At 43.9% G+C, this 23,539-nt stretch carries 14 protein-coding genes, 1 tRNA gene and 3 rRNA genes; 6 read left to right on the top strand and 12 right to left on the bottom strand.

Features of this window, described 5'->3' with window-relative positions; all coding sequences use genetic code 11:
- The first annotated feature begins 249 nt into the window (after nt 1-249).
- The 4 genes from M1F03_RS14265 to rrf all read left to right on the top strand — a co-directional run bounded on the left by M1F03_RS14265 (nt 250) and on the right by rrf (nt 5,554).
- Nucleotides 250-1,789 (top strand): 16S ribosomal RNA (locus tag M1F03_RS14265).
- A gap of 88 nt (nt 1,790-1,877) precedes the next feature.
- Nucleotides 1,878-1,953 (top strand) — tRNA-Glu (locus M1F03_RS14260).
- Nucleotides 1,954-2,413: 460 nt separating this feature from the next.
- Nucleotides 2,414-5,319: ribosomal RNA gene (locus tag M1F03_RS14255) — 23S ribosomal RNA — on the top strand.
- A 119-nt stretch (nt 5,320-5,438) separates the two neighbouring features.
- A 5S ribosomal RNA gene (rrf, locus tag M1F03_RS14250) occupies nt 5,439-5,554 on the top strand.
- Together the 16S, 23S and 5S rRNA genes with 1 tRNA gene alongside form the textbook arrangement of a ribosomal RNA operon.
- Nucleotides 5,555-5,560: 6 nt before the next feature.
- Here the strand turns inward: rrf and M1F03_RS14245 are convergent.
- The gene (locus M1F03_RS14245; protein WP_251464571.1) at nt 5,561-5,758 is read right to left on the bottom strand and encodes a hypothetical protein; all 198 of its coding nucleotides are present in this window, start codon (nt 5,756-5,758) and stop codon (nt 5,561-5,563) included.
- 263 nt (nt 5,759-6,021) lie between these two features.
- Between M1F03_RS14245 and M1F03_RS14240 the strand changes: the two genes are divergently transcribed.
- Nucleotides 6,022-7,158 carry an immunity 26/phosphotriesterase HocA family protein gene (locus M1F03_RS14240; protein WP_251464570.1) on the top strand — a complete coding sequence of 379 codons (1,137 nt, stop codon included), beginning with the start codon at nt 6,022-6,024 and terminating at the stop codon, nt 7,156-7,158.
- 34 nt (nt 7,159-7,192) lie between these two features.
- On the opposite strand, the gene M1F03_RS14235 is transcribed toward M1F03_RS14240, so the two are convergent.
- The 4 genes from M1F03_RS14235 to M1F03_RS14220 all read right to left on the bottom strand — a co-directional run bounded on the left by M1F03_RS14235 (nt 7,193) and on the right by M1F03_RS14220 (nt 12,684).
- The gene (locus M1F03_RS14235) at nt 7,193-7,555 is read right to left on the bottom strand and encodes a YfiM family lipoprotein (RefSeq protein WP_196714017.1); all 363 of its coding nucleotides are present in this window, start codon (nt 7,553-7,555) and stop codon (nt 7,193-7,195) included.
- 42 nt (nt 7,556-7,597) lie between these two features.
- Complete coding sequence (pssA, locus tag M1F03_RS14230; RefSeq protein WP_251465312.1) at nt 7,598-8,953, bottom strand: CDP-diacylglycerol--serine O-phosphatidyltransferase; 1,356 nt, start codon at nt 8,951-8,953, stop codon at nt 7,598-7,600.
- Between the two features lie 167 nt (nt 8,954-9,120).
- Nucleotides 9,121-11,757, bottom strand: a complete 2,637-nt coding sequence (locus M1F03_RS14225; protein WP_251465311.1) for a bifunctional acetate--CoA ligase family protein/GNAT family N-acetyltransferase — start codon at nt 11,755-11,757, stop codon at nt 9,121-9,123.
- A gap of 213 nt (nt 11,758-11,970) precedes the next feature.
- Nucleotides 11,971-12,684, bottom strand: coding sequence for a tRNA-uridine aminocarboxypropyltransferase (locus M1F03_RS14220; RefSeq protein ID WP_318839958.1), 714 nt, complete (start codon nt 12,682-12,684; stop codon nt 11,971-11,973).
- Nucleotides 12,685-12,855: 171 nt separating this feature from the next.
- Here M1F03_RS14220 and M1F03_RS14215 point away from each other — a divergent pair, with 171 nt between their 5' ends.
- The gene (locus tag M1F03_RS14215) at nt 12,856-13,893 is read left to right on the top strand and encodes a tRNA/rRNA methyltransferase (RefSeq protein ID WP_318839957.1); all 1,038 of its coding nucleotides are present in this window, start codon (nt 12,856-12,858) and stop codon (nt 13,891-13,893) included.
- Nucleotides 13,894-14,397: 504 nt separating this feature from the next.
- On the opposite strand, the gene emrB is transcribed toward M1F03_RS14215, so the two are convergent.
- From emrB to proV, 7 genes are all read right to left on the bottom strand, one after another.
- Nucleotides 14,398-15,936 carry a multidrug efflux MFS transporter permease subunit EmrB gene (emrB, locus tag M1F03_RS14210; protein WP_163862822.1) on the bottom strand — a complete coding sequence of 513 codons (1,539 nt, stop codon included), beginning with the start codon at nt 15,934-15,936 and terminating at the stop codon, nt 14,398-14,400.
- 14 nt (nt 15,937-15,950) lie between these two features.
- Nucleotides 15,951-17,132 carry a multidrug efflux MFS transporter periplasmic adaptor subunit EmrA gene (gene emrA / locus M1F03_RS14205; protein WP_318839956.1) on the bottom strand — a complete coding sequence of 394 codons (1,182 nt, stop codon included), beginning with the start codon at nt 17,130-17,132 and terminating at the stop codon, nt 15,951-15,953.
- Between the two features lie 214 nt (nt 17,133-17,346).
- Nucleotides 17,347-17,874, bottom strand: coding sequence for a transcriptional repressor MprA (mprA, locus tag M1F03_RS14200; RefSeq protein WP_154624423.1), 528 nt, complete (start codon nt 17,872-17,874; stop codon nt 17,347-17,349).
- Nucleotides 17,875-18,531: 657 nt separating this feature from the next.
- The gene (locus M1F03_RS14195; RefSeq protein ID WP_154624422.1) at nt 18,532-19,731 is read right to left on the bottom strand and encodes an MFS transporter; all 1,200 of its coding nucleotides are present in this window, start codon (nt 19,729-19,731) and stop codon (nt 18,532-18,534) included.
- Between the two features lie 199 nt (nt 19,732-19,930).
- Nucleotides 19,931-20,929 carry a glycine betaine/L-proline ABC transporter substrate-binding protein ProX gene (proX, locus tag M1F03_RS14190; protein ID WP_154624421.1) on the bottom strand — a complete coding sequence of 333 codons (999 nt, stop codon included), beginning with the start codon at nt 20,927-20,929 and terminating at the stop codon, nt 19,931-19,933.
- Nucleotides 20,930-21,015: 86 nt separating this feature from the next.
- On the bottom strand, nt 21,016-22,194 hold the full coding sequence (gene proW / locus M1F03_RS14185; protein WP_154624420.1) for a glycine betaine/L-proline ABC transporter permease ProW: 1,179 nt from the start codon (nt 22,192-22,194) through the stop codon (nt 21,016-21,018).
- Complete coding sequence (gene proV, locus M1F03_RS14180) at nt 22,184-23,386, bottom strand: glycine betaine/L-proline ABC transporter ATP-binding protein ProV (RefSeq protein ID WP_154635681.1); 1,203 nt, start codon at nt 23,384-23,386, stop codon at nt 22,184-22,186. Before proV ends, proW begins: the two co-directional genes overlap by 11 nt.
- Between the last annotated feature and the right edge of the window lie 153 nt (nt 23,387-23,539).

Genomic DNA, 23,539 nt, shown 5'->3' with positions numbered 1-23,539 from the left:
ATCTGTGTGGGCACTCACAGGACACTATCAAAAAAATATTTGATTTTAAGTCTTGAAGAGTGACTAACACGTTAATTCATATATGAACTAACAATGTGCAATTCGATTGTGGAAGGTTAACGCGAAGGCGAGTGAGCATTTCCGAGACAGTACTGAGGTACGGCGAGGAAAGCGGAGCGAAGCCGACAAGGTTAGCCGAACAGAAGCGAATTGATAAACAGTTTAATTCTTTGAGCATCAGACTACTTTTAATTGAAGAGTTTGATCATGGCTCAGATTGAACGCTGGCGGCAGGCCTAACACATGCAAGTCGAGCGGTAACAGGGGAAGCTTGCTTCCCGCTGACGAGCGGCGGACGGGTGAGTAATGTATGGGGATCTGCCCGATAGAGGGGGATAACTACTGGAAACGGTGGCTAATACCGCATAATCTCTAAGGAGCAAAGCAGGGGACCTTCGGGCCTTGCGCTATCGGATGAACCCATATGGGATTAGCTAGTAGGTGGGGTAATGGCTCACCTAGGCGACGATCCCTAGCTGGTCTGAGAGGATGATCAGCCACACTGGGACTGAGACACGGCCCAGACTCCTACGGGAGGCAGCAGTGGGGAATATTGCACAATGGGCGCAAGCCTGATGCAGCCATGCCGCGTGTATGAAGAAGGCCCTAGGGTTGTAAAGTACTTTCAGTCGGGAGGAAGGCGTTGATGCTAATATCATCAACGATTGACGTTACCGACAGAAGAAGCACCGGCTAACTCCGTGCCAGCAGCCGCGGTAATACGGAGGGTGCAAGCGTTAATCGGAATTACTGGGCGTAAAGCGCACGCAGGCGGTTGATTAAGTTAGATGTGAAATCCCCGGGCTTAACCTGGGAATGGCATCTAAGACTGGTCAGCTAGAGTCTTGTAGAGGGGGGTAGAATTCCATGTGTAGCGGTGAAATGCGTAGAGATGTGGAGGAATACCGGTGGCGAAGGCGGCCCCCTGGACAAAGACTGACGCTCAGGTGCGAAAGCGTGGGGAGCAAACAGGATTAGATACCCTGGTAGTCCACGCTGTAAACGATGTCGATTTGGAGGTTGTGCCCTTGAGGCGTGGCTTCCGGAGCTAACGCGTTAAATCGACCGCCTGGGGAGTACGGCCGCAAGGTTAAAACTCAAATGAATTGACGGGGGCCCGCACAAGCGGTGGAGCATGTGGTTTAATTCGATGCAACGCGAAGAACCTTACCTACTCTTGACATCCAGAGAACTTAGCAGAGATGCTTTGGTGCCTTCGGGAACTCTGAGACAGGTGCTGCATGGCTGTCGTCAGCTCGTGTTGTGAAATGTTGGGTTAAGTCCCGCAACGAGCGCAACCCTTATCCTTTGTTGCCAGCGATTCGGTCGGGAACTCAAAGGAGACTGCCGGTGATAAACCGGAGGAAGGTGGGGATGACGTCAAGTCATCATGGCCCTTACGAGTAGGGCTACACACGTGCTACAATGGCGTATACAAAGAGAAGCGACCTCGCGAGAGCAAGCGGAACTCATAAAGTACGTCGTAGTCCGGATTGGAGTCTGCAACTCGACTCCATGAAGTCGGAATCGCTAGTAATCGTAGATCAGAATGCTACGGTGAATACGTTCCCGGGCCTTGTACACACCGCCCGTCACACCATGGGAGTGGGTTGCAAAAGAAGTAGGTAGCTTAACCTTCGGGAGGGCGCTTACCACTTTGTGATCCATGACTGGGGTGAAGTCGTAACAAGGTAACCGTAGGGGAACCTGCGGTTGGATCACCTCCTTACCATTGAAGTGTTCTTGTGAAGTGTTCACACAGATTGTCTGATGAAAAGTAGAGCAAAGCCAATCTAAGATTGACTGAAGACCTTGTTGTCCCCTTCGTCTAGAGGCCTAGGACACCGCCCTTTCACGGCGGTAACAGGGGTTCGAATCCCCTAGGGGACGCCATTCAGTGTGGGTCAATCGAAAGGCTGCGCGTCGACCTTTCAGCGTTGTGCGGTGCTCGCGATGCTCATGTACTGAATGTACATTCCGCTCGCTGTGCGCCTACGCCTTGAAATGTCTTAGCTCGCACTTTCTCGAAAGTGCTGGCCATAAATAATGATTAAGCTAATTCACTGAGTTAGTTTAACAATTATGCTCTTTAACAATCTGGAACAAGCTGAAAATTGAAACAACGCACATTGTTTATCGCTTAAACAATGTGAGAGTCTCTCAAAATTTCAAACCTGAAATTTTCGGTCATTCAAACGAGTGGCATGAGCGAGCAGTGTGAAATTCGCGGCGTAGGAGCGCAGTCAGCGCAGCGTACATCGGTACGTGAGCATGACGAGCACCGCGCAACAAAGAATTTCACCACGCACAGCCATGACAGTTAGGTGATCGTTGAAACAATTTCGGGTTGTGAGGTTAAGCGACTAAGCGTACACGGTGGATGCCTAGGCAATCAGAGGCGATGAAGGACGTGCTAATCTGCGAAAAGCGTCGGTAAGGTGATATGAACCGCTATAGCCGACGATGTCCGAATGGGGAAACCCAGTGCAATTCGTTGCACTATCGTTTGATGAATCCATAGTCAAACGAGGCGAACCGAGGGAACTGAAACATCTCAGTACCTCGAGGAAAAGAAATCAACCGAGATTCCCCTAGTAGCGGCGAGCGAACGGGGAGCAGCCCAGAGTCTTAATCAGCGTCAGCATCAGGAGAACGGTCTGGAAAGTCCGGCAGTAAAGGGTGATAGCCCCGTATCCGAAGGTGTTGGTGTTGTGAACTCGACGAGTAGGGCGGGACACGTGTTATCCTGTCTGAATATGGGGGGACCATCCTCCAAGGCTAAATACTCCTGATTGACCGATAGTGAACCAGTACCGTGAGGGAAAGGCGAAAAGAACCCCGGCGAGGGGAGTGAAATAGAACCTGAAACCGTGTACGTACAAGCAGTGGGAGCACCTTTTAGGTGTGACTGCGTACCTTTTGTATAATGGGTCAGCGACTTATATTCTGTAGCAAGGTTAACCGTATAGGGGAGCCGTAGGGAAACCGAGTCTTAACTGGGCGATTAAGTTGCAGGGTATAGACCCGAAACCCGGTGATCTAGCCATGGGCAGGTTGAAGGTTGGGTAACACTAACTGGAGGACCGAACCGACTAATGTTGAAAAATTAGCGGATGACTTGTGGCTGGGGGTGAAAGGCCAATCAAACCGGGAGATAGCTGGTTCTCCCCGAAAGCTATTTAGGTAGCGCCTCGTGAACTCATCTTCGGGGGTAGAGCACTGTTTCGGCTAGGGGGTCATCCCGACTTACCAACCCGATGCAAACTACGAATACCGAAGAATGTTATCACGGGAGACACACGGCGGGTGCTAACGTTCGTCGTGAAGAGGGAAACAACCCAGACCGCCAGCTAAGGTCCCAAAGTCATGGTTAAGTGGGAAACGAAGTGGGAAGGCTCAGACAGCCAGGATGTTGGCTTAGAAGCAGCCATCATTTAAAGAAAGCGTAATAGCTCACTGGTCGAGTCGGCCTGCGCGGAAGATGTAACGGGGCTAAACCATGCACCGAAGCTGCGGCAGCGACATTTAGATGTTGTTGGGTAGGGGAGCGTTCTGTAAGCCTGTGAAGGTGTGCTGCGAGGCATGCTGGAGGTATCAGAAGTGCGAATGCTGACATAAGTAACGATAATGCGGGTGAAAAACCCGCACGCCGGAAGACCAAGGGTTCCTGTCCAACGTTAATCGGGGCAGGGTGAGTCGACCCCTAAGGCGAGGCAGAAATGCGTAGTCGATGGGAAACAGGTTAATATTCCTGTACTGGTGATAATTGCGATGGGGGGACGGAGAAGGCTAGGCTGGCCGGGCGACGGTTGTCCCGGTTTAAGGATGTAGGCAGGTGAATTAGGCAAATCCGGTTCACTACATGCTGAGGTCTGATGACGAGCCACTACGGTGGCGAAGTAGCTCATGCCCCGCTTCCAGGAAAAGCCTCTAAGCTCTAGATTATCATTAATCGTACCCCAAACCGACACAGGTGGTCAGGTAGAGAATACTCAGGCGCTTGAGAGAACTCGGGTGAAGGAACTAGGCAAAATGGTGCCGTAACTTCGGGAGAAGGCACGCTGGCGCTAGGTGAAGTCCCTTGCGGATGGAGCTGAAGCCAGTCGCAGATACCAGCTGGCTGCAACTGTTTATTAAAAACACAGCACTGTGCAAACACGAAAGTGGACGTATACGGTGTGACGCCTGCCCGGTGCTGGAAGGTTAATTGATGGGGTTATCCGTAAGGAGAAGCTCTTGATCGAAGCCCCAGTAAACGGCGGCCGTAACTATAACGGTCCTAAGGTAGCGAAATTCCTTGTCGGGTAAGTTCCGACCTGCACGAATGGCGTAATGATGGCCAGGCTGTCTCCACCCGAGACTCAGTGAAATTGAACTCGCTGTGAAGATGCAGTGTACCCGCGGCAAGACGGAAAGACCCCGTGAACCTTTACTATAGCTTGACACTGAACATTGAGCCTTGATGTGTAGGATAGGTGGGAGGCTTTGAAGTGTGGACGCCAGTCTGCATGGAGCCAACCTTGAAATACCACCCTTTAATGTTTGATGTTCTAACGTGGCCCCATTATCTGGGGTGCGGACAGTGTCTGGTGGGTAGTTTGACTGGGGCGGTCTCCTCCCAAAGAGTAACGGAGGAGCACGAAGGTTGGCTAAGCATGGTCGGACATCATGCGGTTAGTGCAAAGGCATAAGCCAGCTTGACTGCGAGAGTGACGGCTCGAGCAGGTACGAAAGTAGGTCTTAGTGATCCGGTGGTTCTGAATGGAAGGGCCATCGCTCAACGGATAAAAGGTACTCCGGGGATAACAGGCTGATACCGCCCAAGAGTTCATATCGACGGCGGTGTTTGGCACCTCGATGTCGGCTCATCACATCCTGGGGCTGAAGTAGGTCCCAAGGGTATGGCTGTTCGCCATTTAAAGTGGTACGCGAGCTGGGTTTAGAACGTCGTGAGACAGTTCGGTCCCTATCTGCCGTGGGCGTTGGAAGATTGAAAGGGGCTGCTCCTAGTACGAGAGGACCGGAGTGGACGCACCACTGGTGTTCGGGTTGTCATGCCAATGGCACTGCCCGGTAGCTAAGTGCGGAAGAGATAACCGCTGAAAGCATCTAAGCGGGAAACTTGCCTTGAGATGAGTCTTCCCTGACTCTTTAAGGGTCCTAAAGGAACGTTTAAGACTAAGACGTTGATAGGCTGGGTGTGTAAGCGTAGCGATACGTTGAGCTAACCAGTACTAATGAACCGTGAGGCTTAACCTGACAACACCGAAGGTGTTTTAGAGAGAACGTTGTGAAGCGCACGTAGAGTGTGAGAAATTAGCTTGTTCAAGATTGCTGTTCTGGTTGGTGCAAGCCAACGGGAACAAAAACCGAATTTGTCTGGCGGCAATAGCGCGGTGGTCCCACCTGACCCCATGCCGAACTCAGCAGTGAAACGCCGTAGCGCCGATGGTAGTGTGGGGTCTCCCCATGTGAGAGTAGGGAACTGCCAGACATTAAATTAGTGAGAAAGCCACCCATCGGGTGGCTTTTTTGCGTTTGGGGGATGTGATACCGTTTTATCATCCTTCTGCCTTACTGTCACCACCAACCCCATCCACGGCACTTCCTCACCAATCCTGCACCAGCGAACCGCATATTGATAACCAACACATTGAGTAGAGATAAAGGAATGGCTCACTATTCGACTTATTTTCATGGTTGAGACCATTTTATAGGATGACTGGTGTTTATTTTTATGAATCGCAATCGGTATCGAAATAACATCATGGTTTAGATCGCTTTATCATACTGAGTACTCGATATCCATCTCATCAACTTATAGGTAAATAACTAGCAAAAATAAAAAAAACTTTCTGGTATTGATAGGGGGAATTGATGATATTGATGACCAGCACTTTAGGTATTGTTATAGTTCAAATATTTAGATTTATAGAGGGATAGGTTATGGGGAGTCAATACATGGAAAATATCATCCTCACCAATGATGAAAGAGCGCTTTTTGGCTTGGAGTTGATATCCGCTCAATGGGATAGAATTGAAATTAAAAAAGGGATGGCTGTTTATTTTGATGGTGATGATATCTGTAAAATTATCTATAACTATGAGCATATTGGTGATGGTTTTATCAATACCCTCTATATTGAAGAAGATAATTTAATTAAAACGAGAAATAGAGAATTCGTTTTGCCTAGAACAGCAAAAGGCAAAGAGAAAAAATTAAATTATACATCGATTAATGGCATGAAAAGTACGGGGTGTCGTTTTAGTTTAACTTTAAGCACTTCAGGAATTGGTGCGGCGTTAAATGTGACGAATAGCCAAAATAGTCTTCGTCTACCGATTCCATTTCCCCAGCAAATTGACACTGTTGAGGCGTTTCGCCAATGGTTAGGCACATTCGTGTCTTCAAGAGATGAACGTTATTTCTCCAGAGTGGAACGCATGAAAAATGCCCCGCGAAAGAATGTGAAATATAAGAATGGCGATATTTTTTGTTATGAAATAGATCTGGAATATTATGGATTTGCTCTGATTATAGGTCAGGTCAACAAAATAAAAAAAGCAGGCCTACTGAAGCAAGAGCATATTTGGAATGATCTCATGACGGTGCCCTTAATTGTCCGAACGTATCAGTTCAAAAGCCAAGAAAAAAATATGCCTATTGAGGAAATTATACAGCACAGCTTATCGGATTCATTTTTCATGATGGATGACCATGTTATGAGAGGTGTATATGAGGTTATTGGAAATAAGAGTTTAACTGCCGATGATATTGAGTTTCCCATTCAAGCGGGAAGATCATTATCTAATGACTCTTTTACTCGATTATGTTGGGGAGTTGGAATAAAAAGCCATCCAAATGAACATGCATCAATGCTACCTAGTGGTATTCAAGATATGGAGTTGTTGAGACATGGTGTTAATTTTGGTGTCAGTTTTTCAGAAATAAAAACCGTAGAGAGATGTAAAACACCGTTGGAAAAACAGGCTTTTGCCCATTTTGGTATCTCTGAAGAGATAACATTTGATGATTTTAATCGGCAATTTGGTGGTATGACTCGTGAAGAATACGCGTTATATGCGAATAAAAAGTAGGGGGCACATAAGTTGGTTAAATCATTACTGGTTTTTATTTTAAACTTTGATATAAGCTATAACCGGCGATAGAGCCAGCGACATCATAAGCGATATCATGCCAACTCCATCCAGTACCACTGGGGCGGCTGTCATATAATTCTTTGACTACTCCGAGTGAAACAGAAAATAATATTCCAAATTGTGCAGCTTCTCGATGTTGCCAATTTTGTTTATCAGCATATGCATTACCGGCCATTGCCATTACGGCTGAAAAAGCAAAATGTTGGGCCTTATCCTTTCCTGTCCATTTATCATTAGCGACACGAAAGCTTGAGCAACTTGCGGTATTGAATAATATGCCAATAAGCAAATAAGGAAGTATTTTTTTAAATCGTTTCAATTTATTTATCAACATAATGATATATGAAAAGCACCACAAGGGTGGTGCTACGATAAATTACAAGATACGACTGATTAAGCGGTCTACTCTAATTCGTCTTAAACGGCGAATGAGTTTTTTCACTTTGATTGGATAGGTTTGGATACTATCTAATTCACGGTAATGATTCACAATTTTTGTATGAGTGCGAATGCATTCAAGTTCATGTTGACGCTGCTCTTGCATTTCTTGCTTTGGATCGTGGATCAATACGGCATTTTCAAGATCTAATCCCCATGCTCGAGGGTTTAAATTATTTCCGGTGATCAACTGCCATTGTGAATCAACCCACATACCTTTCAAATGATAGGTATTATCGCCATCTTTCCATAAACGAATAGTTAGCTGCTGACTATCAATAAATTTTTGTAAGCGGCTAACAAATCTACGTAGATTTATTTCATATAAATAAGGTAAAGCACCAATAATTTTAAATGGCTCTTCGGGGGGAATATAAAAATCATTAGCAGTTTTATCGCCAATAATTATTTCAACCTGTTTACCTTCACGTAGTAGTCGACTAATAATTCTGACTAATACCGCAGGGAGGTTAAAATAAGGCGTACAGATAATGAGCTTATTCTGTGTTGACCCCATTAAATGGGTAATGGTCCGGTTAAGATCATTTTTCTTACCTAATCCGACAAGCGGGGTAACTGCCAGTTCATTATTGTTAGCATTACCGTCAAAGCGATATGAACACCCTCTGAGTGAAAGGCGAAATTGCTTGATAATATTTTTGAATTCAGCCGTTTTGGGTCTATTGGCTGAATTGAGTAGATGGATAGCATCTGATTTTAACAATGCTTCATCAATATAGTTTTTCATTGATGAAGTTAATTGTTTATTTTTGATTAACTGATATCGGTCATAACGATATTTTTCATGACGTTGTAAATAGACGTCATTAATACTCGCACCACTGTATAACAGGGTATCATCAAAGATAAAACCTTTAAGGTGTAAGACGCCTAAGGCTTCACGAGTATTCACAGGAATACCGTAAATTGGAATGTCAATGTCAGGGTACTGTTGTGAAACACTATAGTACCAATCAGCATTGGTTGAATTTGCCGCTGCTCCAATCCTTCCTCGTTGCGCGCGATGCCAATCAACCAGTATTTTAACTTCTAAAGACGGATTCGCTTGTTTTGCTGCATACAGCGCATGAAGAATATCTTTACCTGCATCATCTTGCTCTAAATATAACGCAGTGATGTAGATGCAATGTTGAGCGGTTGATATTTGCTCAAGCAAAACATCACGAAAATCTTCTGTCTTATATAGCGTTTTAACATCAGCAATAGATTGGGAGAGTTTAGGTAAACTCCCTAAATATTGTTGATGTTTTGCTTGTTTTAATTTTGACAACATCACAGTGTAAATTTTCTCTTATTAGTCTAATAGCAAATCGCTTTATTCAAATATACGCTAGGGTATAGGTTAGCGAATGATCCATGGATGATAGCATATTTAGCCAAACCATTTAGTATAAATTAAAATTCCGTTTAATTGTTGTACAAATTGGCGAAGACGATAACTTATAAATGTAATGTTAAGTTTACAACCCCTTCATCAAATTGAAGGTCAACGTCAAACCCTAGCTTTTTAGCTAAACTGATCATGTTGCGATTTTCAGGCATAGTGATCGCGGTAAGCTTTTTAATTCCATGTGAGCGCGTATAGCTCAGCAGCTTGCTCATGAGTTGGTAACCAAGTGTTAATCCTTTCATATCCGATCTAACAAGAACAGCGAATTCAGCTTCTTGATTATCAGGATCCGCCATCGCACGTGTGACACCAATAATTTCAGGGTTTGAATCTTGATTTCTTACGGCGACAAACGCCATTTCGCGGTCATAATCTATTTGCGTCATATTGGCGAGATCATCATGAGTAAACTCACTAATTTCACTAAAGTATCGATAATAAAGATCTTCTTTAGTAACCTGCGCTATAAACGATTTTAGTAATGGCTCATCTTCTGGCAGTATTGGCCTTAGTAAACAGCTGAGGTCATCTTTTAATGCGATCGTTTCTTCGAGTTCACTTGGATATGGTCGAATCGCTAATCTTGATTTTTGAATTTCGTGATCGGGAATTAAAGTCATTGAAACATCAAGCAAAGTAAATTCATCACCAGAAGCGAGCAAAGGATGGATATCAAGGCGTGCAATGTTTGGGCAATCAATGATTAGGTTGGAAACTCGTACCAGTAAGCTTGCTAAACCTGGAATATTTAAGGGGGCCAGCGCACTTCGCGCTTTGATTTTATACCCTTTAATCGCCTGAATGACCAGATATCGAGCCAGTGCCAAATTCAATGGAGGAAGGGCGACGGCGGCTTGGCTTTCTTGTTGCCACTCAACCCCCCCTTCACCTAGCATAATTAAAGGTCCAAAAACCGGATCGAGTTCAACGGCAATACGTAATTCTTGCGCTCCAGCACGGTTTGCCATACTTTGCACAAGCAAGCCGTCAATACGCGCATTTGGAAAGTTGGTTGATACACGTTCCATAATCGCTTTTGCCGCATCTCCGACTTCTTTGGCATTACGTAAGTAAAGCATAACCCCCTGAACTTCTGACTTGTGTACGATATCCGGTGAGCGGAGTTTTAAAGCAACGGGATAACCAATTTTTTCAGCTATTTCAATCGCTTCTTCACTTGAATGAGCTATCCATGTGGGTAAGCTATTTAGGCCATATGCCCGTAAAATGGGCTGAACTTCATGTGTATCTAAATGAAGTGTGTGATTTTGTAGGGCTTGCTGAATATAGGTATGTGCCTGCTGGGTATCAGCGGTGATTCCAATTGGCAGTGCCGGTGTTTCTTTTAACTGTTTTTGGTTACGGCGATACTCAACCATGTGCATATAGGCCGTTATTGCCCCTTCTGGTGTTCGATAGGTTGGGATACCGGCTTCACTAAAGAGGCGACGCGACGTTTGTGAAGAATATTCACCGCACCAGTTTGTCAGTATAGTTAGCCATTTACCCCTTGGATGCTGTTTGATCGTTTTTATCACTTTTTCAGCCATGGTTTTGCTGTCTGTTATCGCGCTGGGGGTATAAATCAACAATAGGGCATCATGATCATGGCTATCGAGCATTTTATTTAAAACATCGATGTAGCGATCAACGGTCGCATCATCACCTAAATCAATAGGATTTTGGGTTGATAGGTCAAGTGGTAGTAGCGAACTTAGTTCATTTTCCGTTTCTTGACTTAATGTCGCTAGCTTACCATTACGCTGTAATAGTTCATCTAGCGCCATTGCGGCAGGAGCTGCGCCATTACTGATAATGGACAAACGCTCCCCACGTAATGGTGTCATATAGCTCAATGTTTCTACAGCAGAAAACATTTCATGAGTATCTTGTACTCTCAGCAAGCCTGCTCGCTGAATAGCAGCATCGTAAGCTGCATCAAGGCTCGGTTTTTCGCCCAATAGCTGCTGGGCTTTACGGGTTCGGCCGCTTTTAATCACAAGGATTGGCTTATTCCGTGATGCGCTACGTGACGCAGACAGAAAACGACGAGCATCGCTGATACTTTCAAGGTAAAGCAGGATAGCACTGGTTTTACTGTCACGAGCCAGATAGTCTAGAAGATCGTCAATATCAATGTCGATGCTATCTCCCAGAGCAATAAAATAAGAGAAGCCAATATCACGATGGCGAGCCCAGTCTAATACCGTGTTAGACACGGCTGCGGATTGAGAAATAAATGCGAGTTTCCCCTTAAGAATGGGGATGGGGGAGAAACTTGCATTAAGCCCTTGCCATGGCGCTAAAATACCGAGGCTATTAGGGCCGAGTAAGCGCATTTGATATTGTTGGGCTATTTTTTTAAGTTCATTAAATTGAATCGATGGTGATGATAAAACGATAACGACATTACAGCCATATTCGCCTAGTTGCCTTAAGCAATCAGGATTTTTGGAATGATGAGTACAGATAACGGCAAGGTCGGGCTTTAAAGGGAGCTTATCAATCGAGGGATACGCGAGTACCCCAAGTATAGAGCTTCGATTAGGATTGACAGGGAGAATGGGTCCCTTAAAACCATTAGTTAATAAGTTTTTCATCATTACCGAACCTGCACGATTCGGATTCTCAGAAGCACCAATCACCGCGATTGATTTCGGTCTAAATAACGATTCTAACTGACTCAGTAAACCCATGGCTGATAACCTTTTGCTTTAGTGAGCGAAAACACCCTCAACGAATATAGAGATGCCAACTAATACTATGCCGTATTGGGTTATTAGTGCCAGTTTATCCTGATTATTTAATGGAATAATCTAATGACGTTCACGTTTTAAATCAGCCGCAATCTTCAAATTACATATTTGTTAATGAACCTAAAACAGTGTGAATGGTTTTTTCTACTCACAATGAGTTAAGCTTTTTTCTGCTTGTAGCTGTTTAGCGAGCGGATGATGAGGTTTGCCTTCTAAATATTTATCTCTAAATAAGCTGAAATGTTTAAAAAGCTGTTCGGAAGCCGAGGTGTCACCAGCCAATTCTAAGAGGGTAGCTGCAACTTCTGCGGTGCAATGTTGGTCTTCTTTTGATGGGGTGCGTAACAGGTAATCAGTACGTATTTTAGTGTTGATCGACAGCACGGGAATGTTATCGAAATAAGGGCTTTTACGAAACATTTTACGGGCTTCAGGCCATGTACCATCTAATAAAATAAATAAGGCCGGTTTATCCGAAATTGTCGGTTGATTAACGACGGTTCTGCCATTTTGGGAATAACTTTCTGGGAAAATAATATAAGGCTGCCGTGTTGGATCTTGAATGGCAGCGAGTAATTGAGGGGCAGGATCCGTTCTTGACCACTGAAAAGCCAGCGTATTGGGTAAAATATCTGCAATTAGTTTTCCGGTATTACTTGGCTTGAATACTTCGCCATCATACATGACTAAACAAAATTGACTTTTGGCTTGAGTTGGAGCGATATCTTGACACAGACATTGAGGGATAGGTAGCAAGCAGTATTGACAGCGCTTAACCCGACACCCTCGCGCCTTAAAAGGTTTTGTTGAAGTCGCTAAACGTTCTTGGCGTAATGTATAAACGGCGTTTTTAGTCATGTTGGGCGTTGGTTTTCGATATCGATAAAACAAAGCGCGTATTGTACGTAAATCTGTTGCATGACGATAGCAGTATATTCGCTATCTTTTAGATGCAATAATAGTGGGAATCAGTGGCGTAGCTCGGTAACATCATGTAATCTTCGCGCCATAGCTTTGTAGGGGATAGCAATGAACGACTCGAATGATTTTAATGGTAAGAATGGCAAAGTAAAAGTGATGTATGTCCGTAGCGAAGGCCAAGATGACGGCAATAGCAAAGGTAAGCGTCAACAGGATAATAAGCGATCTCATGATAAAAGAGACGGGCGTCGTCATGAACGTACGGGTCGCTCCGATGATAGAAGAGGTCAGTCACCTCGTGAACGTTCGGCTTGGCGCACAGTATCGAAGCCAAACAGTGATGAGCTGATGAATGATCATGGTGGTATTTCTGGCAAAAGCCAAATCGATCCTGAGCAATTGCGCAAGCAACGTTTAGAAGAAACGCGTATTTATGGCGAAAACGCGTGTCAGGCCATGTTTAAGAACCGCCCTGATGCCATCGTGCGAGCTTGGTTCTTGCAGTCAGTGACCCCACGCTTTCGTGATGCGTTAAAATGGATGGCGGCAAACCGTAAAGCTTACCACGTGGTGGATGATGAAGAGCTAACCAAAGCATCGGGAACTGAACATCATGGTGGTGTCTGTTTCATCATTAAAAAACGTGGTGGTATGGATGCTAAAACCTATTTGCAACAAGCACCAGCGAAAGATTGTGTGCTTGCGCTTGAAGATGTGGGTAACCCACATAACTTAGGTGGCATTATGCGTAGCTGCGCCCATTTTGGTGTACAAGGTGTCATTCTACAAGATGCTGGCATGCTGGAGTCGGGAGCGGCGATCCGTACAGCAGAAGGTGGGGCCGAGCATATCAAAGCAATTGATGCCGATGGGCTTAGCAATACACTGAACCATTTCCGTCAAGCCGGTTATACCATTGTGACGACATCCAGCCATAAAGGTAGTCAAGATATTGCGAAAGCACAGCTCCCTGAAAAAATGGTTTTAGTGTTAGGGCAAGAACGTGATGGCCTAAGTGACAGTGTATGGAACGAAGGCGATATGAGTCTGTACATTGGTGGTACAGGTAAAGTTGAAAGTTTGAATGTGTCAGTTGCGACAGGTGTGATGCTGGCGCAATGGTGGCAGCAAAATAAAGCCAAATAATCACGCGCATTTATGATATAGCTGCATATAAACAGTTTTTAACTGACTGGTTATATGCAGTATTTTTATGGCAAAACGACTTTTCTGTCTCAGGGCGTTTAACATCATACCCGTCAAGAAGGCCAATGCTTGTGTTTACCTAAATTCTTCACGAGATAAGCCGCCAATACCAATATACGGCTACCTGTTATGTTGGGCTTCAAAGATAACGCCAATTCACGCAATCTTGTTGCTCTATTAGTGTAATCTCGAAATTAGCGTCAGCAGGTGAATGCATAACGCTAACATACTGTACTAAAGAGTACTAATAACTATACAGCAAGTGAGATAGAAAGTAGGTCGTTAGCCAATAAAGCAGCGCATGCTCACGATGATATTTCTTGGCCGAGCGAATCGGGTATAAGACGCCGCAGAAAGAATCACGCAATTTGCTCTAAATGAAGGCATTCACCATTAAGATCCTGTCATCCAAGTCAAAGGAATAACGAGGATCTTAATTCATCACTAATGGGCGCCACCGCCACCTTTGGAACCTGCACCAAATGGCGGTTTGGCAAACCAAACAATCACCATAAGTAAAATAAAGATCCCTGCTGATAACCAAAAAATTTCATTTGCCGATAGGATCAGCCCTTGGTCTGTGATTGTTTTCGCTAAATAAGCGGCACTCTGCTGTTCATTCATGCCCATTTGCGCCAATTCACTATACATATGCTGAGCATTTGGATTATAGGGGTTGATAAATTCTGTCAGATTCTCATGGTGCATGGCTTCACGTTGTGTCCACATCGTGGTGGTGATCGATGTGCCTATCGCGCCGGCTAACGTACGTGTAAAGTTGGATAAACTCGATGCCGACGCCATTTTTTCAGGGGGTAGCCCTGATAACGTAATGGTTGTTAAAGGCATGAAGAAACACGCGATTGCGAGCCCTTGTACGAATTGTGGCCATGCTGCCGCGGCAAATCCCATATCAGGCTCAAACGTATAGGCTCGCCAGTAGTAACAAACAGCATAAATAATAAAGCTGAACGTAACGATATAGCGCATATCAATCCGATTACCAAAACGACCAATGATTGGCGTGATCAGTAAAGGTAAGAGACCGACAGGGGCTGAGGCAAGCCCCGCCCATGTTGCGGTATAGCCATAGACTTCCTGCAATAATTGAGGCAGTAGTACGATGGTGCCGAAATAGAGCATATAAGCGAGACTGAGTGATAAGCAACCGATCGTAAAGTTCCGCTCTTTAAAGAGTGAAAGGTCAATGACTGGATGGTCATCAGTCAGCTCCCAAACAATTAAGAACGAAATGGCAACGACAGCAACGATAGTAAGAACAATAATTTCAGTAGAGTTAAACCAATCCAGTTCTTTTCCTTGGTCTAACATAATTTGCAGAGCACCAATTCCAACCACTAATAGCACTAAGCCAATAGTATCAATAGGTTGAATAGAAATTTTTGTTTCACGACCTTTTAGTGTCTGCATGATGGCAAAAATAATTGCAATACTAAAGGGGACGTTGATAAAGAATATCCAACCCCAATGGTAATTATCGCTAATATAACCGCCAAGTATTGGCCCACAAATGGGGGCAATCACGATGGTCATTGACCACAATGCTAACGCCATATTACGTTTTGCTGGTGGATAGTTATTAAGCAATAAACTTTGTGATAAAGGAATGAGGGGGCCAGCGACAAGCCCTTGTAATACACGAAATAAAATAAGCATCTCTAAGCTACCAGAGATGCCGCATAACCATGAAGTAAGAGCAAAGAGACCCGTAGACCATAAAAATAATCGTACTTCACCAATTCTACGAGCAAGCCATCCCGTTATAGGGATTGAGATTGCATTGGCCACGCCAAATGAGGTAATGACCCAAGTCCCCTGAGAGTTCGAGGCGCCGAGATTACCCGCGATTGTAGGGATGGCAACGTTCGCAATCGTTGAGTCCAAAACTTGCATAAAGGTGGCGAGCGAGAGGGCTATCGTCATCCATGCAAGTTTAGATCCTGTTAAAGGCGCATTTGTCACAATTACACCTCAGATTATTTGTTGCCTGAGTTACTATTAATAATATCAGTAACTATTTTGTCCGCAGGAGACATATCAATCGCCAGTGCAGAGGTATGGTAGGCCGGAGCATCACGCAGACCTTTTGAAAGCACTTTGCCATCTTTATTAAGCGTATCAACGGTCACTTCTGTGGATAGACCAATACGTAATGGATATTGTTCCAATTGTGTTGGGTCTAATGCAATGCGTACCGGTAAACGTTGAACGACTTTAATCCAGTTTCCTGTCGCATTTTGAGCTGGCAGTAAAGAAAACGCGCTACCAGTTCCCATATCTAATCCAACAACAGTGCCGTTGAAAGTGATATTTTTGCCGTAGAAGTCCGTAGTGACTTTGGCTGGTTGACCAATGCGCATATCAGCCAATTGAGTTTCTTTAAAATTAGCATCGATCCACATTCCCTCAGAAGGCACGATGGCCATCAACGGTGTTGCGGTCGTGATTTGTGAGCCTACTTGTACGCTACGGCGTGAAACATAACCATCAACAGGGCTGACAATTTTTGTCCGCTGTAACGCCAACCATGTATTTCTCACCTCTGTGGCGGCAGCTTCGACGGCAGGTTGTTTGGCTAATGGGGTATCTAGGATGATGGCATTATTTGCATTCAATTGTTCAATGGCAACTTCAAGAGCGGCTTTGGCGCTCACAACAGCTTCTCGCGCGTGTTGCAATTCTTCCTTACCAATGAGATTACTGCTGCCAAGAACTTCACGACGTTTTAAATCATTTTGCAGTCGCACTAATTCAGAGCGTTTCATATCAATGTTCGCTTGATATTGACGGCTATTTACGATTTGTTGATGGGTTTGGCGAACACTGTTTGCGAGCGTTGTTTTCGCTTTTGCTAAAGCTAGCTGGGCATCTCTAGGATCGAGTTCAACTAAGATTGTGCCACTTTTCACATAATCTGTGTTATCGACGTTAACCGTCATAACACTCCCCGATATTTGTGACTGTATCTGGACTTGATTGCCTGCTACATAGGCATTATCAGTCGTTTCATAATGACGTAAGACGAAGAACCAGTAGATAGCCCAGCCAACACCCACGACAATAAAAAGGAAGGTGAGAAATAGTAAAGCATTTCTGCGTTTTCTTTTTTTATTAGGGTGTTGATTAGGGGTTGATTGAATTTCCTCATGGGCACTCATTCTGGTGTTCTCCGCTCATCGGCATTTTAGATCACGAATGTTCCCAGTAGTTAGCGCTAACCACTGGAAACTGAGACAACAACTGATATATTTGCTTGATGGGATATCTTAAGCACAAGATAGAAAGGATAGCGAAATCTTTCAGACAGAAAAGTCTTTTTTCGTCTTTTAGCTTATAAATGCCTCAAATACATTACCCACAAAATTATAGTGGTTAATAATTGCTATAATCTTTAACAGTATCTAGCTTAATTAGTAACTTACGCATCAATTTGTTGAGTTGTTGTTGCTCTTCTAGCTCTAATACAGACCAAATATCTTTTAAGGCAGTGTGCTGAGGCGGAAGTAACCCAGCTAAAAACTCAGAGCCTTTTTCAGTCAGGTGAAGATGTAAGCACCGGCGGTCATTGTGACTTTCCTTACGCTCAATCCAACCATTTTTTTCTAACTCATCAGCGATACGCGTTGCATTGGTTCGTGAAGAACCTAAAGCTGCACTTAGCTCAGAAGGTTGAATACTTCGAGAATCTTTTGTATCTAGGATCATTAACGCCATAAACAGTGTTTCGTTAATCCCTTGTGCCTTGAGCATATTGTTACGTGACTCAAGGAGTTTACCATGAACATGCATACAAAGACGCGTTAGGAGGATCTCCTGATAGGGAATAGGATTGTTATGCGAATTTTGCTGTGCGACACGAGCATTTAATAGCTCTTCTGTCGGAGTAAATGAACTTTCCATTATTTAGATACCTTATTAGTTTCAGTTGGTAAGATTACAACTGTCATCAACCATCTAAATGGTATATCAAAAGCTAAAATTAGCAATTGTAGTTAATTGATATCATCAAATTTATTTTGATAATGATACATAATTCATAAATTTTATGAATGTAATTTACTCGGTTTAGTATAGCGTAATTCTATCATTCTGCCTTTTAAATTAGTTTATAGGAGTAAAATAATCATTTTATTTTATTTTTAAGGCTGATAGTCACAGAGTAAAACAAAATAAAATCATGTAATTACGATCTAAACTACGGTTACATTCATTATTCAACAGGATTTGTAAACCTTTCATCTATCAGCTATATAAAATCAAGTGGAAACTAACTCATTGATCATCATACCATTGGGTAATAGTCATAATTAGAAACTAAATTGTAACTTTATATTGAGCGACATTTTTTGTTTAATTGTGTTATTTGATGATTTTTGCCTATGTAACTATTACAAAATAAAACCATCGGTAAAAATTTGTGATTGTGATGGGGAGGCGATAGAGAAAGATGAGGGGAGTAAATACGAGAGGAGTATTTCAATATATTACATTTACTGATGTTTGTGCTTTCAATTCGTTGAGAGCTCCTGAAGCGCAGTCACTCTCAACGAATACCTTTTATTCATCTGATGGGTATATGGCGGGATCGAAGCGCGATCCTATCGCCCAAATCACCAAACTAACGACAGATAATACTGCTCCGCATACCACAACCCCTTCCCAGCTGGCTTGTTCATAAGCATAGCCAGATAATAAAGAGCCAAGAGCACCACCAATAAAATAGCTGGTCATATAACCCGCGGTGATACGATTGCGCGCCTCGGGGAGGATGCGATACAAAGTACTTTGATTGGTGACATGAACCGCTTGAATGGCAAGATCCAGAATTAACACGCCTATAATAAAAGCAATCAGAGAGTCTTTGGCAAATCCAATGGGTATCCACGACAGAAATAAGAGAATCAATCCAATCGTCGTGACTCGCTTGCCTTTACCTTTATCCACCAAATGGCCCGCTTGTGAAGCCATCAACGCCCCAGCGGCCCCAACTAAACCAAACAGTCCTATGGTGCCTTCTGAAAAACGAAATGGGGGGCTTGCAAGCAAGAAAGCCATTGCCGTCCAAAGTAGTGCGAAGTTGGCAAAAGACAAAGCCCCCAATAGTGCGCGAACGGCTAACACAGGCGTTCCACAAAATAGGCGACCAATTGAAAGTAATAGCTGAAAATAATTGAGTTCTGTTTTTTGGTGATAACGTGGCAACTTAAATGAAAGCACAATAATCAAAATAATTAATAACCCAAAAGCGACCCAATAGATGGTTCGCCATCCACCGATCATTGCTACTGCCCCTGAAATAGTTCTGGCCAGTAATATTCCTAAGAGTAATCCACTCATGATAATGCCGACAGATTTTCCTCTTTGATGCGGTTTTGCCAGGGTTGCGGCCATGGGAATTAAAACTTGAGCGACAACAGAAAATAGCCCTGTAAGCGCAGTTCCTAAAAGTATTTGCCATACATTATTAGATAGCGCTGTAATGAGTAGGCCGATGGCAGACAAGGTGGTCATTACTAAAATGAGACGCTTGCGTTCAAAGATATCCCCTAGAGGCACTAAAAATAGTAAGCCAACGGCATAGCCTAACTGGGCGGCGGTGACAATAAAGCCTGCCATGTTGGTTGTCAGGTTAAACTGTGTTGCGATGGTTTCCAGAAGGGGTTGTGCGTAGTAGTTACTTGCCACGACAAGGCCTGTCGCAATGGCCATTAAGATAACTAAACCTGTCGTGAGTTCTGCTTGTGGTGCTTTATTCATTCATTATCTACTCATTATTCATAAGGTCACTACTATAAACAATTTTTAGCGATGTCATTGGAACATTTTATCAATTAATGAGCCGGTTTCAGGTGAGTGATGAGAATACGAGTCGATTAGCGTTAGCGAGTGTCATTTATTCATTAACGAAAAAAAGCCACCTAATGCGGTGGCTTAGAAGTCAGATTAGCGATTGAGACTATTTTTCAGCCGCTTTTCGCGCTTCCTCGACCCAACCATCAAAGGTGGATTGATGGGCTTTGATCCACGCATCTGTATGACGGCGGATGTCGGACTGTGAAGCTTCTCCGTTATGCATTCTTAAATTTTGAGCATTAATATCGGCAATAGGCAGTTTCATGATTTCAAATAGCTTAGCGGCTGCTGGGTTATCTTCCGCCCATTTTTTATTTGCCGCGATATGCATCGTATTTGGTGGGAAACCATAATTTTTACCATTCGGCAGTTTAGTCTCTGTTTTGTCATTATTAGGCATCGAAGAGAAAGGAACTTCTAGCCAAACAACATCACGACCGGGTTTGAGTACATCACTGATCCAATAAGGAGTCCATGTATAATAGAGAATAGGCTTGCCTTCTTTGTAGCGTGTGATGGTATCTGCCATCATGGCCGCATAGTTGCCTTGATTGTGTTCAACGGTTTTTTCTAAATCATACGCTTTTAAATGATTATTGATTGCGGCTTCACACCCCCAACCCGGATTACAACCAGTTAAATCCGCCTTATTATTGCCGTTAGTATCGAATAACTTGGCAATTTTAGGATCTTTTAGTTGCTCAATATTGGTGATGTTATATTTTTCAGCGGTTTTTTTATCGATTAGGTAGCCTTGAGCGGCATTAACCACATAATCACCTTGGCGATAAAAGGCTTTATCCCCACCGGCTGCATTATATTGAGCATCATGCAATGGCACCCAACTAACCGCCAAATAGGTTGCATCACCATTCGCAATTGATGCATAGGCGACGTTATAGTCAACCTCTTTGATGGGTTCGACTTCATAACCTAGTTTTTCCAGTGCTTTTGCTACCAGCAATGTTTGAAACGTTTCCTCGCTAATCGTACTTTGAACTGGCGTGACTTTTATTCCTTTACCAGGCAGATCTTCTGCATTAGCGAGTGGAACGGCAAGTAAGGTCGTCAGGGCTGTTGCCAATATCATCGGTTTTTTCATTATTGATACCTCTGTTTGTCGTTTTGGCTTGCCTTTGCAAGCGACGAGCCGCATTGACGGCTCTATCGTGAATAGGGAATTAAAAATTAATTCGATTTTTTACTAAATGGTCGGGTGATTAGGCCTATTGGGCCGTGTTGGTACCAGCGAGTAGACTGTTTGTTACGCGATTTTTGGCCTAGGGATTGCGTTAATCGGTCAAGGACGATAGCCAGTACAACAATGCCGACACCGCCGACAGAAGCCAGTCCCATATCAAGGCGACCAATACCGCGTAGTACCATTTGTCCTAAGCCACCGACGGCAATCATCGATGCAATAACAACCATCGAAAGCGCCAACATCAAGGTTTGGTTTACCCCGGCCATGATGGTCGGCATTGCCAAAGGGAGTTGGACTTTAAACAGCAGTTGGCTAGGACTTGCACCGAAAGATTCCGCCGCTTCAATTAGGTCAGCAGGAACTTGTTTAATGCCTAAGATGGTGAGGCGGATAATCGGAGGCAAAGCAAAGATGATTGTGACGACAACGCCCGGGACGTTACCAATACCAAAAAGCATAACAATAGGTACTAAGTAAACGAAGGCTGGGGTTGTTTGCATGGCATCGAGTATTGGCCTAACAACGCTGGCGGCTTTGTCACTACGCGCCAACCAAATCCCGAGTGGTAGCCCAATGATCAAACAAAAGAAGAGAGAGGTGAGTACTAAAGAAAGCGTCACCATAGCCTCAGACCAAGCGCCGATAGCACCGATCACAATCATCGATATCAGCGTTGCAACTCCCATCATACGGCCTGACAGTTGCCATGCTATTAATGCAAATAAGATAATCGCTACGGGCGAAGGTAGGGAGGTTAAAAATTGTTCAAAACCACTGAGGATGAAATCAATTGGAATACGGATACCCTGAAAAACAGGGCGAAAATGTAATACGATCCAATCAATTGCTTCAGTAACCCAAGAATCAAGAGGGATCAGTGTCTGCTGGAAAGGATCCATGATATTGAAATGTTCAGGCACAATACTGTCAGCTGGTGCGGCATCAAGCCAATCACTCCCCCCTGTGTCAGCCGGTGTAGACGTATCTGTGGCATTCCCCCAAGGATCGCTATCCGTTGAGGCCTGATTGTCTGAGCTCATTGCCCATGGGTCACTTTCTGTATTGGTTTCTGTTGTCCCCTCTTGCTTTGAGGTTTCATCGACCTGCGCATCTGCCCATGGGTCTTGATGGTCATTTTTATGCTCTTGTGTGTTATTGCTCATTTGATGTCTCCTTATCCAGTGCCTGTAGCAGCATTCCTTTTGAGATCACACCAAGATAGCGGTTTTTCTCATTGATCACAGGAACAGCACAGGGAGCTTGCGCAACCGTTGAAATCACCTCGTTGAGAGGTGTATCACCTTGGATTGGCTCGATACTGGTGATGACAGCAGCTTCAATACCTTGTTTCTGTTGTAATGCTTTTTCTAATGACTCGATAGAAACGACCCCAGCAAAGGTATGGCCTCGTGAAAGTAGATAGCCATATTGACGGTCGTCGTCATTAAGCACTTTGAGGGCTGAGCGAGGACCAAAACCTGGCGCGATGTGTAGTAATGCATCGGCTCTTCTGCGGGCAATATCTTTGGCACTAAAGACTTGGCTAATATCGACACCACGGAAGAAGGTTTTGACGTAATCATTAGCGGGATTATTTAATATTTCGTCTGGTGTACCTGTTTGAACGATAACGCCGCCTTGCATAATGGCGATCCGATCACCGATACGCATCGCTTCGTCAAGGTCGTGAGAAATAAACACAATAGTGCGTTGCTTGTCGCCCTGAAGAGAGAGTAGCTCGTCTTGCATTTCAGTTCGAATCAAAGGATCAAGCGCTGAAAAAGCTTCATCCATCAACAAAATATCTGGGTCATTTGCTAGCGCTCGCGCTAGACCGATACGTTGCCTCATCCCACCGGATAATTCATCGGGATAAGAATAAGCCCATTTTTCAAGGTTGACTTGGTGGAGGGCATCCATCGCTTTTTTATGGCGCTCTTCTTTAGGGATACCAGAAAGCGTCATACCGAAAGCGGTATTATCAATGACATTCATATGGGGCATTAATGCAAAGGATTGGAAAACCATACTAATTTTTGTTCTTCTGACCTGACGTAAGGCCTTGTCAGAGATATTAGAGATATCTTCTCCGTCAATCAGTACTTGCCCGCTGGTGGGTTCGATCAGTCGATTGAGTAAACGTACTAATGTTGACTTTCCTGATCCTGAAAGTCCCATAACAACAAAGATTTCACCTTCTTCAATGGCTAAATTGGCATTTTGAACACCCACGGTTTGACCCGTTTTTTCAAAGATGTCATCTTTGTCCATTCCCGATTCTAAAAGTTTGAACGCGTGATCCGGATGTTCCCCAAAAATTTTATATAAGTTTTTAACTTCTAATTTTATTGGCATACAGTGATTACCCATTTTTCAATTAATAAATGACTCAAAGCTGGTATCGAATTGAAGCTGATTTTTATAGGGCGACTCAAAATTCGAATTAACGCTTTAGACTATTGGTTGAAAATATTAAGGGTAGATATTCCTATTATTTTAAAAGTGAAT

This window comes from Providencia sp. PROV080, assembly GCF_033688105.1.
GTDB lineage: Bacteria > Pseudomonadota > Gammaproteobacteria > Enterobacterales > Enterobacteriaceae > Providencia > Providencia zhejiangensis.
This window is presented reverse-complemented; position numbering and strand designations above follow the sequence as displayed.